This is a genomic window from Pseudomonas sp. SDO5215_S409, assembly GCF_054071325.1.
This window is the reverse complement of record NZ_JBSVWN010000003.1, coordinates 104280-119709: the sequence shown is the minus strand read 5'-3', so window position 1 is coordinate 119709 and position 15430 is coordinate 104280. Positions and strand designations below refer to the sequence as shown.

Sequence of the window (15430 nt, the reverse complement as noted above, 5' to 3'; positions counted from 1 at the left end):
GACAACCTGTGGGCGTTCACCGCTTTGAGCCTTGGGGCTTACGTCTCCGGCATCAACTGTTGGCGGCATTCCAGGATCAGGCAGGCGCCGCCCAGTTCGCTGGCGCCGACTTCCAGCTTGAACCCGTGCAGGTTGATGATCGCCGCCACAATCGACAGGCCCAGGCCAAAGCCGCTGTGTTGCTGGTTGATCTCGTCCACCCGGTAGAAACGCTGGAACACCGCCGAGCGTTCTGCCACCGGAATGCCAGGGCCGGAGTCGAGGACTTCGATGCGCGTGCTGCCTTCATCGTTCACCGCCCGCACGATCACCGTGCCGCCAGGTGGGGTGAATTTGATCGAATTGCTCAACAGGTTCGACAAGGCCTCAAACAGCAAGGCCCGGTCGCCGTTGATCCACGGCAGTGCTTGCGGCACTTGCAGCAGCAGCTCCATTTCGCCTTCTTCGGCCAGCGGCAGATAGAAGTCGTGCAGTTCCTGCAGCAGCGGCCGTGGGTCGATCACCAGGAAGCCGGAGCGGCGCTGGTGGTCTTCCAGTTCGGAGATGCGCAACAACCCGCGAAAGCGCGCCATCAGGGTGTCGGTTTCGGCGATGGCGGCGTCCAGTTGCACGGCGTGCGGCGCGTCTTCGTCCGCTTGTTGCTGGATCCGGTACAGCTGCGCGCGCAGGCGGGTGAGCGGGGTGCGCAGGTCGTGGGCGATGTTGTCGCACACGCCCTTGACCTCGTTCATCAGTTTTTCGATGCGGTCGAGCATGGCGTTGACGATGGCCGCCAGCATGTCCAGCTCATCGCGCCGGTTGGACAGCGGCAGGCGGTGGGTCAGGTCGCCCGCCACGATGGCTTCGGCACTGGCCTGGATCCCGCGAATCCGCCGCAGCGGCCGGCGGCGCAATAAATGCCAGCCAGCGGCGCCCGGGATGATGGTCAGGGTGATGCCCCACAGCAAGGCGTGCAGGATGATCCGCGTCACGCCAAACAGCGAGCCGTTGGCGCGCACCAGGATCAGCCAGCGCCCGTCGTCGGTGTGGGTGGCCACGGCGTCGCAACTGTCACGGGGCAGCTTGGGGTCGTCGGAGTCGATGCAGTTGGCCAGCGCGTGGATGCGCCCGTCCATCGGCAGGTCGGGCGGTATGACGCGGACCGGGCCACTGATGGGGGTAAATTGCGCGTCGAACAGGCCGTAGGCGTCCACGCCCTTCATGTCGAAGGTCATGCTGGTGGTCAGCGCTTCCACCAGTTCCTCGCCGTCAAAACGCTGGAACAGGTGCTGGCGCTGCATCAAGGAGTGGCGTGACAAGTCGCCCAGGTAACTCGACACCTCGTAATACAGCACCCCCATGAGGATGCAGCTCCAGGCCACGAACAACGAGCTGTACAGCGCCAGCAGACGGCTGCTGGAAGAGCGCCAGCCCTTAGAGGGGTTCAGCAATGACATACCCGGAACCTCGTACCGTGCGGATCAGCGGTGTCAGGCCCGGTGGGTCGATTTTTTTGCGCAGGCGGCCAATGTGCACGTCGATCAAGTTGGTGCCCGGGTCGAAGTGGTAGCCCCACACTTCCTCGAAGATCATCATGCGCGACAGGATCTGCCCGGTGTTGCGCATCAGAAATTCCAGCAGTTTGTATTCGGTGGGCAACAGGCTCAGCGGCTGTTCGGCGCGGCTGGCCTCGCGGCTGATCAGGTTCAGTTCCAGGTCGGCCACGCGCAGGGCCGTCTCGAACTCCTTGACCGTGCTTTTGCGGCGCAGCAGCACTTCGACGCGGGCGGCCATTTCGTCGGAAGCGAACGGCTTGGTCAGGTAGTCATCACCGCCTGCGCGCAGGCCGCGTACCCGCTCGTCCACATCGGAAAGGGCGCTGATCATCAGGATCGGCGTGGACACCCCAATGGTGCGCAGGGTGGTCACGATGGCCAGGCCATCGAGTTCCGGCAGCATGCGGTCGAGGGTGATCAGGTCGTAATCCCCGCTCACGGCCCGCACCAGGCCTTCACGACCGTTGTCTACCCAGTCTACCTCCAGTCCATGGCTACTCAGCTCGGCAACGATTTCGCGGGCCGTTACAGCGTCGTCCTCGATGGTCAAAATGCGGGTCATAAGGATTACCTGGTGAGCGATTCACTGAAGTCGCGGGCATTTTGCCAAGAAATGATAGCCCGCTTCCTAAATAAAAATTCATGTTGGCATAACCGACACAATTTCCGGCCTCACCGTCAGGCGCAGCAGCTTGCGGTGCCCCTTCACCTTAGCGTGGCGAATCTGAACGAATGCTGAGGGCTGGCGTTTTTTACACATTGGATCCGTCCTACACAGCGTGCAGAACGCCCGTTGCCAACCCCCACTTCCTGCAAGTTGCACGAGTACTGAGAGTTCAATTTATTTAACTCATTGAAATATATGGAGATTTATTTTCAGGGCGACTGGCATGGTGCCTGCACTGTCTCTTTTGAGACTTGTAACACCTTTTTTCATGCCTGGAGCACCACAACAATGATGACATCCTCATCCACGCTGCAAGAGTCGAGCGCGCTCTCCGGGGTTTCCTGGGGGGCGATTTTTGCCGGGGCCGCTGCGGCGGCGGCACTGTCCCTGATTCTGGTTTTGCTGGGCTTTGGCCTGGGCTTCTCGGCGGTGTCGCCGTGGGCCGACAGCGGCATCAGTGCCAAGGGCCTGGGTATTTCCACGATTGTCTGGCTGGCGTTCACGCAAATCGTCGCGGCGGGGCTGGGCGGTTATATCGCCGGTCGGCTGCGGGTCAAGTGGGCCAATATGCATGGCGATGAGGTGTACTTTCGCGACACCGCCCACGGTTTTCTGGCCTGGGCCGTGGCGACGCTGGTGACGGCGACACTGGTAGTGGGTTCTATCAGCAGCGTGGTCGGCAGTGGCGTACAAGCCGGTGCCAGCGTGGCCTCGGGGGCCGCCAGTGCGGTGACCCAAGTGGCCGGCAGCGCGGCGCAGGGCAGTGGTGATGACGTGGGCTACTACGTTGACAGCCTGTTCCGTGACGACCGTCCTGCCGCCGTCAGCGATGACGCGGCGCACACCGTGGTGGCGCGCATTTTCGCACGCACCGTGAGCAACGACGGCCAACTCGCAGCCGAAGACCGCGCCTACCTCGCGCAGTTGATCAGCCAGCGTACCAACCTCAGCCAGGCCGACGCCGAAGCCCGCGTAGACAAGGTGTACGGCGACGCGCGCAAAGCCTTTGAAGAGGCCAAGCTCAAAGCCAAGCAAGCCGCCGATACCGCGGCAAAAGTCGCGGCCTGGACCTCGCTGTGGACCTTCGTCGCCCTGTTGCTCGGCGCCTTCTTCGCAAGTTTTGCCGCGACGTTCGGCGGTCGCCGCCGGGACGCGGTGACGTACCTGGACAGCGACATTCACACCGCCCCCATTCGTTAATTCAAGGAGAACGTCATGCGCTCATTACTGCTGTGGTTCCTCGGTGTACCGATCCCGGTGATTATCCTGATCGCGATCTTCATGCACTGATCCCGATACCCGCTCTACCCCGGCCGCGCCTGTTGTCACAGGCGCGGCTTTTTCTTGCAGGCCCCGCCAGCTCAGCAACAGCAGCGCACTGGCCAGGCACGTCATGATCACCAGCGGTCGCGAGGAGCCGTCCGACAGCAGGCCGGTGGCCCAACTGCTCACGGCGGTCAGCCCCATCTGGGTAAAAAAGAACAGCCCCGAGGCCACCCCGGCAATGGCGCCATAAGGCTGCAATACCGCAAATTGGCAGGCCGGAATGGTGATGCCCACCGACACCATGATGATCACCATGGGCACCACAATCGCCAGCCACTGGCCCGGCAAGGCGGCCGTGGCCGCCGTGAGCACGGCGCTGCCCACTAGGTTCAGCGCGATCGCAGCGCCGATCAAACGGTCGGGCGTGATGCGCGGCGCCAGGCGGCGGAACAGGTTCGAGCCGAGCATGTAGCCGCTGATGGTCGCGGCAAACACCAGCGCATAGGTGCCGGGCGACAAATGAAAGCCGCGCTGCAACAACGCGGAAGACTCGGCGATAAACGGGAAATAGGTGCTGTACACGCAGCCGATGGCCAGTGAATAGCGCATGAAGTAGCGGTCGCGCAGTAACTGCACATACACCTGCAGCAAGCCGGTTTTGGCGGCGTCCAGGGCGTGGGCAGGGCGGGTTTCCGGCAGGCGACGTTGCACCAGCAGCACCAGGCCCGCGCCGATCACCGTCAACAAGCCAAACAGCCCGCGCCACCCCAGCCACGGCAGCAACAGGCTGCCCAGCACCGGCGCGGCCATGGGCGACACGGCCATGCCCATGGAGATCAGCCCCAACAGGCGCGTCTGTTCATGGGGCTCAAAATAGTCGCGCACCACCACCCGGCCAATCATCGTGGTGCAACAGCCGCCCAGGGCCTGGAACAGCCGCGCCACAATCAACATGCCCACGCCCGTGGACAACGCGCACGCCACCGAGGCCACCACGTACAACGACAAGCCCGCCAGCAACACTGGCCGCCGACCCCAGCGGTCGCACAGGGGGCCGGCGATCAACAGCGAGATGGCCGAGCCCAGGGTGTACAGGGTCAGGGTCAGTTGCAGCTGGCTGTCGCTGGCCCCGAAGTAGTCCGCCATGGCGGGGAGGGCGGGCAGGTGCAGGTCCAGGGTGATGCGCGGCAGGGCGATCAGCAGTATCAGCAGGGTGAGCCAAAGCCAGGGGGCGAGGGTGCGTTGAGTCATGGGCAGGGTCTGTGGGGGAGGAGAGTTCGTACTCTAAGCGGGTTGTGGTTTAATCCTCAGGGCCATTTATGCTGCTGATGACTGGACCACTATGAGCCGAGGAAAAACCGCCGCCGCCCTGGACCTGCCGCGCCCCGACAGCCTCGACGCGGGCAAACAGCAGGGCGCCTACGACGCGCTGCGCCAGGCCATCTTGAGCCGCCAACTGCCCGCCGACAGCCGCCTGCCGTCCACCCGCAGCCTGGCGCAGCGCTGGGGCGTATCGCGGGGCACGTTGGAAGCGGCCTTCGACCGCCTGCACAGCGAAGGTTATGTGCAGCGCCTAGCCGGTTCGGGCACGCGGGTGTGCGCGGTGATCCCTGAGCAGTTCATTGCTGCGCCAGCCCCCACGGCCCCCGTGCGCCGCGTGGTGGAGCCCGACCAGGCGGATGCAGGCGTACAAAGCCATGTGCCGTTCGTGGCGCGGCGCCCGGATGCCGAACTGTTCGACCTGAAAAACTGGGCCCGCTGCGTGTCCCGTGGGCTGCTCGCCGGGGGCCCGGGTGTGCTGGAGGCCGCGCACCCGGCGGGTTTGCCTGAGCTGCGTGAACGCATTGCCGACTACCTGCGCAGCTTTCGCGGCATGCACTGCGAGGCGGACGAGGTGATCTTGACCACCGGCATCCGCCATGGCCTGGACCTGATCGCACGCACGCTGATCCAACCCGGCCACACCGTGTGCGTCGAAGACCCGGGTTACCTGCCCGCACGGCAACTCTTCAGCCTGGCGGGCGCGCGCGTGCAGGCCATCGCAGTGACGGCCGATGGCCTGGACACCGAGCAATTGCCGGCCGAGGCGCAACTGGTCTACGTCACCCCGGCCCACCAGGCGCCGCTGGGCATGACGCTGTCGGTGTCGCGCCGCCTGGCCTTGCTGGACTGGGCCGCACGGTGCAACGCCTGGGTGATCGAGGACGACTACGACAGCGAATTCAACTACAACACCGCACCGTTGGCCGCCCTCAAGGCGCTTGATTCGGGCGACCGGGTGATCCACTGCGGCAGCTTCAACAAGAGCCTGTTCGCCGGGTTGCGCGTGGGTTTCATGGTGGTGCCCAAGGCCCTGCGCCAGCCGTTGTTGCAACGCCTGCAACTGACCGGCCGCCTGGTGGGCGTGAGCGACCAACTGGGCTTGGTGGAGTACCTCAAGAGCGGCGCGTTCGTGCGCCACCTGCGCGCCACCCGCCAGGCCTACCAGGCCCGGCGTGACGCGTTGCTTGCGTGCCTGGCCGAACACGCGCCGGGGCGCTACCGCATCAGCGGTCAGCAGGGCGGGCTGCACTGTGTGGTGTGGTTGCCGCCGGGGATGAGCGAGGCGGACTTTCGCGCCCGGGGTGCACGGGCGGGCTTGAGCCTCCAGGGGCTTGGCGACTTTTGCCTGAACGCCGATTTGCCGCCAGCGCTGATCATCGGCTACACCGCGCTGACCCTGGCCCAGATCCGCTTTCACGGCCGGGTGCTGGCGCGGTTGCTGGCGGAAGGCTAAAAGGGTGTTTTTATTAATGGTCGCTTAATGGCGCATTCGCTAAGCTCTCGCCCCATGAGCCGTTACCTGCGTTTTTTCCTCGTGCTGCTGTTGAGCCTCGCGCTTCCCCTGACCGGGATGGCGGGTGTGCCGTCGAGCACCGAACCGTGCCCCATGCAGGTGCCTGGCCTTTCCATGATGACGGACATGTCTCCTGACTGTTGCCAGGACGGCGCCCACGGCGACCACTCCGGCAAGGCCTGCAAGCCTGGCCAGGAATGCAAGAGTGGCGTCATGCTGCAACTGTCGGTGCCGGTGCTCAAGGCGCCGCTCACCCAGGCCCTTCCAGTGGTTGCCAGCCTGTCCTCCGGTTTTATCCCCGACCGCACGCCGTCCGGCGTCTGGCGTCCGCCCCGTTCCTGAATCCTGTTGCACAAACAGCCTCGTCCCGACCCGGGACGGCCTTGCTGTGCGCCGCGTAAGGCGGCGCGCAGTGGAACAGAACAGGAACAACCCACATGAATGTCGTATACGTGCGCGCCCTGGTGGTGGGCGTGCTGGCGTGGCCTGCGTTGGCCTCTGCGCTCACCCTGGATGAAGCCCTGCGCCTGGCGCAAACCACCGCACCGTCGCTGGCGGCCGAGTCCGCCAGGTTTCAGGCCGCCACCCAGGCGGCGATCCCGGCAGGCGAGTTGCCCGACCCCAAGCTGATCGTGGGCCTACAGAACTTTCCCATCAATGGGCCCAACCGCGGCACGCTGGATGGCGACGACATGACCCAGTCCATGATCGGCATCCAGCAACAAGTGCCCAGCCGTGACAAGCGACTGGCCCGGGTCGAGCTGGCGGCGGCAACGGTGGACACCGCTGCCGCCCAAGGTCGCATCGAACGCCTGAACGTGCGCCAGGCCACGGCCCAAGCGTGGATTGGCGCCTGGGCGGTGGCGCGTAAAGAGGCCTTGTTCAAGGACTTCTACCAACAGAACCGCTTGTTTGCCGACACCGTGCGGGCACAGCTGGCCGCCGGGCGCGGGCAGCCGTCCGACGCGGTGCTGCCCAAGCAGGAAGCCGCCGACCTGGCCGAGCGCGAAGACACCCTGATCCAGCAGCGCGCCCAGGCCCGCGCTGCGCTCAAGCGCTGGATCGGCCCCGCCGCCAGCGAAGCCCCGAGTGGTTCGTTGCCCCATTGGCCGATCAATGAAGTGGGCTACAACCACAACCTGCATCAGCACCCGGTGCTGCAAGCGTTCGGGCCACGCACCCGCGAAGCCCAGGCGCGCCTGGACGAGGCGCGGGCGCAAAAGACGTCTGACTGGAGCTGGGAGGTGGACTACGGCCACCGCAGCCGCGAATTCGGCGACATGGTCAGCGTGCAGTTCACCTTCGACCTGCCGATTTTCCCCAGCCGCCGGCAAAACCCCGGCATCGCCGCCAAGCAGGCCGAGCTGGACCAGCTGGACGCTGAACGCGACGCCAAAACCCGCGAGCACACCCAGGAACTGGAAGACGACCTGGCCAACTACCAGCGCCTGGATCGCGCTGTGCAGCGCAACCAGGAGAGCCTGGTGCCGCTGGCTGACGAAAAAGTCGCCCTGAGCCTGGCCAGTTACCGCGCGGGCAAAGGTGACCTGATGAGCGTGGTCAGCGCCCGCCGCGAGCAGGTCCAGGCCCGTTTCAAACAGATTGATGCCATCGAACAACGGGCCCTTGTCGGTGCCCAGCTGTATTACGCCTATGGGGAACCTGCCAATGACTGATCGACGGATAACCGGCGCGCTGCTGGGCGGCGCCCTCCTGCTGGGCCTGGGCGCAGGTTATGGCGTGGCGCAACTGCGCACCGCACAACCGGCCATGGCGGTGCAGGCGGCTGGCGAGAAAAAGGCCCTGTACTGGTACGACCCGATGTACCCGCAGCAGCAGTTCGACAAACCCGGCAAGTCGCCCTTCATGGACATGCAACTGGTGCCCCGTTATGACGAAGGCGGTGGCAGCGCGGCGATCCGTATCGATTCCAGCCTGACCCAGAACCTGGGCGTGCGCCTGGCGAGCGTCACCCGTGGGGTGTTGACGGCGGACTTGGACCTGTCGGGCATCCTCACCTTCAATGACCGCGACGTGGCCGTGGTCCAGGCCCGCGCCGCAGGCTTTGTGCAGCGCGTGTACGCGCTGGCGCCGGGGGATGTGCTGGCGGCCAACGCGCCGTTGGCCGACCTCCTGGTGCCCGACTGGGCCGCGGCGCAGGAAGAGTTCCTGGCCCTGCGCCGCAGCGGCGACCCCAGCCTGCTGGCCGCCGCCCGCCAACGCCTGGTACTGAGCGGCATGCCGCCAGGCTTGATCGCGCAGGTCGAGCGCAGCGGCCGCGTGCAGGCGGTGACCACCCTGACCACGCCGCTGGGCGGTGCGTTGCAGGCCCTGGACGTGCGCGAAGGCATGACCGTCGCGGCCGGGCAGACGCTGGCGCGGGTCAATGGCCTGGGCACGGTGTGGCTGCAAGTCGCGGTGCCCGAGGCCCAAGGCGCGGCATTGGCCATCGGGCAGCGCGTGCAAGCCCGCTTTGTCGGCTTGCCGGGCCAGACCTTCAGCGGCGCGGTCAGCGCCATTCTTCCGGCCACCGCCACCGACAGCCGCACCGTGCAAGTGCGCGTGCAATTGCCCAACCCGGACGGCACCTTGCGCCCGGGCATGACCGCCCAGGTGCGCCTGGCCCAATCCACCGGCCAGTCCACCTTGCTGATCCCCACCGAAGCATTGGTGCGCACCGGCAAGCGCGTGCTGGTGATGCTGGCTGAAGAGGGCGGGCGTTATCGCCCGGTGCAGGTGCAGACCGGCCCCGAGAACGACGACCAGACCGTGATCCTGAGCGGCTTGCAGGAGGGGCAGCAGGTGGTTGCGTCCGGCCAGTTCCTGCTGGATTCGGAGGCCAGCCTCAAAGGCGTCACCCCGGCTGAAGCCGCGATGAACCCGCAGATGGGAGCCCGGCCATGATTGCCCTGTTGATTCGCTGGTCGGTGGCCAACCGCTTTCTGGTGTTGCTCGCCACGCTGTTCGTCACCGCTTGGGGCGTGTGGGCGGTGCAGAACACCCCGGTGGACGCCTTGCCGGACTTGTCCGACGTGCAGGTGATCATCCGCACGCCGTACCCGGGCCAGGCGCCGCAGATTGTCGAAAACCAGGTCACCTACCCGATGACCACCACCATGCTGTCGGTGCCGGGGGCCAAGACCGTGCGCGGTTATTCGTTCTTTGGCGACAGCTACGTGTACGTGCTGTTCGACGAGGGCACCGACCTGTACTGGGCCCGCTCGCGGGTGCTGGAATACCTGAGCCAGTTGCAGTCGCGCCTGCCCGCGGCCGCCAAACCGGCGCTGGGGCCGGACGCCACCGGCGTGGGCTGGATCTACCAGTACGCGCTGGTGGACCGCACCGGCCAGCACGACCTGGCGCAACTGCGCGGCTTGCAAGACTGGTTTCTCAAGTTCGAGCTCAAGACCCTGCCCAACGTCGCCGAAGTGGCGACCATTGGCGGGCAGGTCAAGCAATACCAGGTGCAGATCGACCCGCTGGCCCTGGCCAGTCGCGGTATTACCCAGGCGCAGGTGGCGGCGGCTATCGGCAAGGCCAACCAGGAAACCGGCGGCTCGGTGCTCAACATGGGTGAGTCCGAATACATGGTGCGGGCGTCCGGCTACTTGAAAAGCCTGGAAGATTTCCGCGCCATTCCCCTGCGTCTCGACACCAACAACGTGCCAGTGACTCTCGGGGATGTGGCCACGATTCAGCTGGGCCCCGACCTGCGCCAGGGCATCGGCGAACTGGACGGCGAGGGCGAAGCGGTGGGCGGCGTGGTGATTCTGCGCAGCGGCAAAAATGCCCGCGAGGCCATCGCGGCGGTCAAGACCCGCCTTGAAACGCTACAGGCCAGCCTGCCGCCGGGGGTGCAGATCGTCACCACGTACGACCGCAGCAAGCTGATCGACCGTGCGGTGGACAACTTAAGCCACAAACTGCTGGAGGAGTTTTTGGTGGTGGCGCTGGTGTGCGGGATTTTCCTCTGGCACCTGCGCTCCTCGCTGGTGGCGATCATTTCGTTGCCGGTGGGGGTGTTGATCGCCTTTATCGTCATGCGCTTTCAGGGCATCAACGCCAACATCATGTCGTTGGGCGGCATTGCGATTGCCATCGGGGCGATGGTGGACGCGGCGGTGGTGATGATCGAGAACGCCCACAAGAAAATCGAGGCCTGGCACCACGCCCACCCCGGGCGCGAATTGAAAGGTGAAGACCACTGGAACGTCATGACCGAGGCGGCGGTGGAAGTCGGCCCGGCGCTGTTTTTTTGCCTGCTGATTATCACCTTGTCGTTTATTCCGGTGTTCACCCTGCAAGCCCAGGAAGGGCGTCTGTTCGGGCCGCTGGCCTACACCAAGACCTACGCCATGGCGGCGGCAGCGGGGCTGTCGGTCACCTTGATCCCGGTGCTCATGGGCTACTGGATTCGCGGCCGTATCCCGGACGAGCAGCGCAACCCCCTCAACCGTGGGCTGATCCGGCTCTACCAACCGGCGCTGGACGCGGTGCTGCGCTGGCCGCGCCTGACCTTGCTGGTGGCCGTGCTGATGGTGGCGAGCGCGCTGTGGCCGGTGTCGCAGTTGGGCGGTGAATTCCTGCCGCCGCTGGACGAAGGCGACTTGTTGTACATGCCGTCGGCGTTGCCGGGGCTGTCCACGCAAACCGCAGGGCAACTGCTGCAACGCACCGACCGGCTGATCAAGACCGTGCCCGAGGTGGCCCATGTGTTCGGCAAGGCCGGGCGTGCGCAAACCGCCACGGACCCGGCGCCGCTGGAGATGTTTGAAACCACCATCGAGTTCAAGCCCCGCGACCAATGGCGCCCGGGCATGACCCCGGAAAAACTGGTGAAGGAACTCGACCGCGTGGTGCAGGTGCCGGGGCTGACCAATATCTGGATCCCGCCGATTCGCAACCGCATCGACATGCTGGCCACCGGGGTTAAAAGCCCGATCGGGGTAAAAGTGGCGGGCACCCAGCTGGCGCAGATCGACGCGGTGACCCAGGCGGTAGAGCAGGTCGCCAAGACGGTGCCGGGTGTGAGCTCGGCACTGGCCGAACGCTTGAGCGGCGGGCACTACATTGACGTGGACATCGACCGCCCGGCGGCGGCCCGCTATGGCTTGAACATCGCCGATGTGCAGTCGATTGTGTCGGGGGCGATTGGCGGTGAGAACATCGGCGAGACGGTCGAAGGCCTGGCGCGCTACCCCATCAACCTGCGCTACCCCAAGGCCTGGCGCGACTCGGTGCAGGCGTTGAGCAACCTGCCGATCTACACGCCGCAGGGCAGCCAGATCACCCTGGGCACGGTGGCCCGGCTCACGATCGCCGACGGGCCGCCGATGCTCAAGAGCGAGAACGCGCGGCCCTCCGGCTGGGTGTACATCGACGTGCGCGACCGCGACCTGGCCTCGGTGGTGAACGACCTGCAACGCGCCATCAACCAAAAGGTGGTGCTGCAGCCGGGCATGAGCCTGAGCTATTCGGGGCAGTTCGAGTTCCTGGAGCGGGCCAATGCGCGGCTCAAACTGGTGGTGCCGGCCACCGTGTTGATCATCTTTGTGTTGCTGTACCTGACCTTTCGCCGCTTCGATGAAGCCCTGTTGATTCTGGGCACGTTGCCGTTCGCCCTCACGGGGGGCGCGTGGTTGCTGTACGCGATGGGGTTCAACCTGTCGGTGGCCACGGGGGTGGGGTTCATTGCCCTGGCGGGGGTGTCGGCGGAGTTTGGCGTGATCATGCTGCTGTACCTGAAAAACGCCTGGGCCGAGCGCCAGGGCCGCACTGACCAGGACCTGCTCGCGGCGATCACCGAAGGCGCGGTACTGCGCGTGCGGCCCAAGGCGATGACCGTGGCGGTGATCATCGCGGGCCTGTTGCCGATTCTGCTGGGCGGCGGCACCGGCAGTGAGGTCATGAGCCGCATCGCCGCGCCGATGATCGGCGGCATGCTGACGGCGCCACTGCTGTCGCTGTTCGTGATCCCGGCGGCCTACCGCCTGATGCGCCGCCCGCGCTGATGGCGGCGCTCAGTCGTCGAAACCGACCTGCTCGTGGATCTCGTCCACTTTCAGTTCCAGGCGATACGCCACGGCGATGAACAGCGCCTGGCACAGGCACAGCGTGGCGCTCAGGGAGCGGAACGCAAACGACGACCCTTCATTGACCAACAGCACCGTGTTCGCCCGCTTGGCCAGGGGCGACAGGTTGCTGTCGGTGATGATCAGGGTCTTGGCCTGATGGTGCTGGGCAATGCGCAGGCAGTGCTGGGTTTCCTTGCCGTAGGGGGTAAAACTCACGGCAATCACCAGGTCGTTGGCGCGCACGCTGCGCATCTGCTCGCGGTAACTGCCGCCCAGGCCCGACACCAAATGAATGCGCTTGTTGGTGTGCTGCAGGTTGTAGACCAGGTACTCGGCCACGGCAAACGAGCGGCGCACGCCCACCACGTAGATGTTGTCGGCGTTGACCACCAGGTCCACGGCCTTTTCGAACGCCACGTCATCGAGTTCCTGCCCCAGCCGCTCAATGCCCGACAGCGTGGCGTTCACGCATTCACGCGCCAGGTCGCCGCTGCTGGCTTTCTGGGACTTGTTGGCGATCATGCTGCGGATGCGTTGCTGGTAGTTCTGCACCGGCGTGGTCTTGTGGGTGTAGGCCTCGCGAAACAGCGCCTGCATTTCACTGAAACCGCTGAACCCGAAACGCTGGGAAAACCGCACGATGGCCGAGGGGTGCACTTCGCATTCGCGGGCGATGTCACTGATGCGGTCGACCATGATCCGGTCGCTCTGCTGGCTCATGTAGCTGGCGATGCGCTTGAGCTGGCGGGGCAGGCTTTCGTATTCGTCAGTGATCAGTTGCAACAACCGCTCGGCGTTGATCGGCGGGGTGGCGAGGGCTTCTTCCGGGGCGCTCTGGGACATTGGACATCCTTCTTGCTTGTTCTTGCCCCGGGCAGTGGGGGCGATGGGCGCAAGTCTACAGGGTAGGCGCAAAAAAAAACCTTGGCATCCCGATCGGCTGCCTAATGGAAAATATATTCCACTAAAAATATTTATAGAATAAATATTGATTGGTGCTGCCAGACGTTCTAGTCTGCTCCCACCAAGAACGTGCGCCGCCACCCAGACGGCACACGCAGGCTGATAAAAATAACAGGAGCCAGCATGGGCCAGACTCGTTTTGCCAGTGGGCGTCATTTGGATCTGATTTGCCTGGGGCGCCTGGGCGTCGACCTTTACGCGCAGCAAGTGGGCGCACGGCTGGAGGACGTCTCAAGTTTCGCCAAGTACCTGGGCGGCTCGTCCGCCAACATTGCCTTCGGTACGGCGCGGTTGGGGCTCAAGTCCGCGATGCTGAGCCGGGTAGGGGGCGACCACATGGGGCGCTTTCTGGTCGAGTCCCTGGCGCGCGAAGGCTGTGATGTCAGCGGTATCAAGGTCGACCCCGACCGCCTCACCGCCATGGTGCTGCTGGGGCTGAAAGACCGCGAAACCTTCCCCCTGGTGTTCTACCGCGAAAACTGCGCCGACATGGCCCTGTGCGCCGAAGACATCAGCGAGGCGTTCATCGCGTCCAGCAAGGCATTGCTGATCACCGGCACTCACTTCTCCACCGACGGCGTGTACCAGGCCAGCGTGCAGGCGCTGGACTACGCCCACAAGCATGACGTCAAACGCATACTCGACATCGATTACCGCCCCGTGCTCTGGGGCCTGACCGGCAAGGCCGACGGCGAAACCCGCTTTGTCGCCAGCCAGAATGTCAGCCAGCATGTGCAGAAAATCCTGCCGCGTTTTGACCTGGTGGTGGGCACCGAGGAGGAGTTTCTGATCGCAGGCGCCAGCGAAGATTTGCTGACGGCCCTGCGCACCGTGCGCGAGCACACGGCCGCCACCCTGGTGGTGAAACTCGGGCCCCAGGGCTGCACGGTGATCCACGGCGCCATCCCGGCGCGCCTTGAGGATGGCGCGATTTACCCGGGCGTGCGCGTCGAGGTGCTCAACGTGCTGGGGGCCGGTGATGCCTTTATGTCGGGCTTTCTCAGCGGTTGGCTGAACGAGGCCACTGACGAGCGCTGCTGCCAGTTGGCCAATGCCTGCGGCGGGCTGGTGGTGTCCCGCCATGCCTGCGCCCCGGCCATGCCGACGCCTGCCGAGCTGGACTACCTGTTCAACAGCCCGGTGCCGATCACCCGGCCCGACCAGGACGTGACCCTGCAACGCCTGCACCAGGTCACGGTGCCGCGCAAGAGCTGGAAGCAGCTGTTTGTGTTTGCCTTCGACCACCGTTGGCAACTGGTGGAAATGGCGCAAAACGGCGTGCAGGACGCGGCGCGCATCAGCGCCCTCAAGCAGCTGTTCATTCAGGCCGTGGCCCGGGTCGAACACCGCTTGAGCGAGGAGGGCGTGGACGCCGACGTCGGCATTCTGGCCGACCAGCGCTTTGGCCAGGACGCGCTCAATGCCGCCAGTGGTCGGGGTTGGTGGATCGCCCGCCCGGTGGAGGTCCAGAACTCGCGCCCGTTGGTGTTCGAGCACGGGCGTTCGGTGGGCAGCAACCTGATCGCCTGGCCGCAGGAACACATCATCAAGTGCCTGGTGCAATTTCACCCCGACGACGAGCCGCTGCTGCGCCTGGAACAAGAGGCGCAACTCAAGGCGTTGTATCAGGCCTCGCAAGTCAGCGGGCACGAACTGCTGCTGGAAGTCATCCCGCCCAAGGATCACCCGTCCACCTACCCGGATGTGCTCTACCGCAGCCTCAAGCGCCTGTACAACCTGGGCATCTACCCCGCGTGGTGGAAAATCGAAGTTCAGCCGGCCGCGGTGTGGCAACAGCTCGATGAGTTGATCCAGGCGCGTGACCCGCACTGCCGTGGCGTGGTGCTGCTGGGCTTGAACGCGTCCGCCGAATGCATGGCGGACGGCTTTCGCGAAGCCAGCCAGAGCCAGACCTGCCGGGGCTTTGCCGTGGGCCGCACGATTTTCATGGCGCCAAGCCGGGCGTGGCTGTCGGGTGAGATCGATGACGAAACCCTGATCCAGCAAGTGCAGGCCACCTTTGAGCAATTGATCGAGGCCTGGCGCAGCGCCAGACGTTGAACCGCCTACCGCAGACCCCAGCCGTCCT

The 15430-nt window shown here is 65.0% G+C and carries 11 protein-coding genes; 7 read left to right on the top strand and 4 right to left on the bottom strand.

Annotated elements, in window-relative coordinates; genetic code table 11:
- Positions 1–38: 38 nt before the first annotated feature.
- Together ACW9H9_RS02415 and ACW9H9_RS02410 are read right to left on the bottom strand one after the other, a co-directional pair.
- Positions 39–1436 (bottom strand): sensor histidine kinase, encoded by a 1398-nt coding sequence (locus ACW9H9_RS02415; protein ID WP_457341413.1) that lies wholly within the window; start codon positions 1434–1436, stop codon positions 39–41.
- Positions 1414–2097, bottom strand: a complete 684-nt coding sequence (locus ACW9H9_RS02410; RefSeq protein ID WP_101269235.1) for a response regulator transcription factor — start codon at positions 2095–2097, stop codon at positions 1414–1416. Before ACW9H9_RS02410 ends, ACW9H9_RS02415 begins: the two co-directional genes overlap by 23 nt.
- Before the next feature lie 393 nt (positions 2098–2490).
- Between ACW9H9_RS02410 and ACW9H9_RS02405 the strand changes: the two genes are divergently transcribed.
- Positions 2491–3402 carry a hypothetical protein gene (locus ACW9H9_RS02405; RefSeq protein ID WP_457341412.1) on the top strand — a complete coding sequence of 304 codons (912 nt, stop codon included), beginning with the start codon at positions 2491–2493 and terminating at the stop codon, positions 3400–3402.
- 24 nt (positions 3403–3426) lie between these two features.
- Here ACW9H9_RS02405 and ACW9H9_RS02400 read toward each other — a convergent pair whose 3' ends face one another.
- A complete protein-coding gene (locus ACW9H9_RS02400; RefSeq protein ID WP_457341411.1) occupies positions 3427–4719 on the bottom strand; it encodes a multidrug effflux MFS transporter in 1293 nt (430 codons plus the stop codon).
- Positions 4720–4810: 91 nt separating this feature from the next.
- On the opposite strand from ACW9H9_RS02400, the gene pdxR reads away from it, so the two are divergent.
- From pdxR to ACW9H9_RS02375, 5 genes are all read left to right on the top strand, one after another.
- A complete protein-coding gene (pdxR, locus tag ACW9H9_RS02395; RefSeq protein ID WP_457341410.1) occupies positions 4811–6244 on the top strand; it encodes a MocR-like pyridoxine biosynthesis transcription factor PdxR in 1434 nt (477 codons plus the stop codon).
- 54 nt (positions 6245–6298) lie between these two features.
- Positions 6299–6646 (top strand): hypothetical protein, encoded by a 348-nt coding sequence (locus ACW9H9_RS02390; RefSeq protein WP_457341495.1) that lies wholly within the window; start codon positions 6299–6301, stop codon positions 6644–6646.
- 95 nt (positions 6647–6741) lie between these two features.
- Complete coding sequence (locus tag ACW9H9_RS02385) at positions 6742–7980, top strand: TolC family protein (RefSeq protein WP_457341409.1); 1239 nt, start codon at positions 6742–6744, stop codon at positions 7978–7980.
- Positions 7973–9208: an efflux RND transporter periplasmic adaptor subunit gene (locus ACW9H9_RS02380; protein WP_457341408.1), complete on the top strand. Its 1236-nt coding sequence runs from the start codon at positions 7973–7975 to the stop codon at positions 9206–9208. The genes ACW9H9_RS02385 and ACW9H9_RS02380 overlap by 8 nt, the downstream gene beginning before the upstream one ends.
- Positions 9205–12315, top strand: coding sequence for an efflux RND transporter permease subunit (locus ACW9H9_RS02375; RefSeq protein ID WP_457341407.1), 3111 nt, complete (start codon positions 9205–9207; stop codon positions 12313–12315). The genes ACW9H9_RS02380 and ACW9H9_RS02375 overlap by 4 nt, the downstream gene beginning before the upstream one ends.
- Before the next feature lie 9 nt (positions 12316–12324).
- Here ACW9H9_RS02375 and ACW9H9_RS02370 read toward each other — a convergent pair whose 3' ends face one another.
- Positions 12325–13221, bottom strand: coding sequence for a MurR/RpiR family transcriptional regulator (locus ACW9H9_RS02370; RefSeq protein ID WP_457341406.1), 897 nt, complete (start codon positions 13219–13221; stop codon positions 12325–12327).
- A 243-nt stretch (positions 13222–13464) separates the two neighbouring features.
- On the opposite strand from ACW9H9_RS02370, the gene ACW9H9_RS02365 reads away from it, so the two are divergent.
- Complete coding sequence (locus ACW9H9_RS02365; RefSeq protein WP_457341405.1) at positions 13465–15402, top strand: bifunctional 5-dehydro-2-deoxygluconokinase/5-dehydro-2-deoxyphosphogluconate aldolase; 1938 nt, start codon at positions 13465–13467, stop codon at positions 15400–15402.
- The last annotated feature ends 28 nt before the right edge of the window (positions 15403–15430 follow it).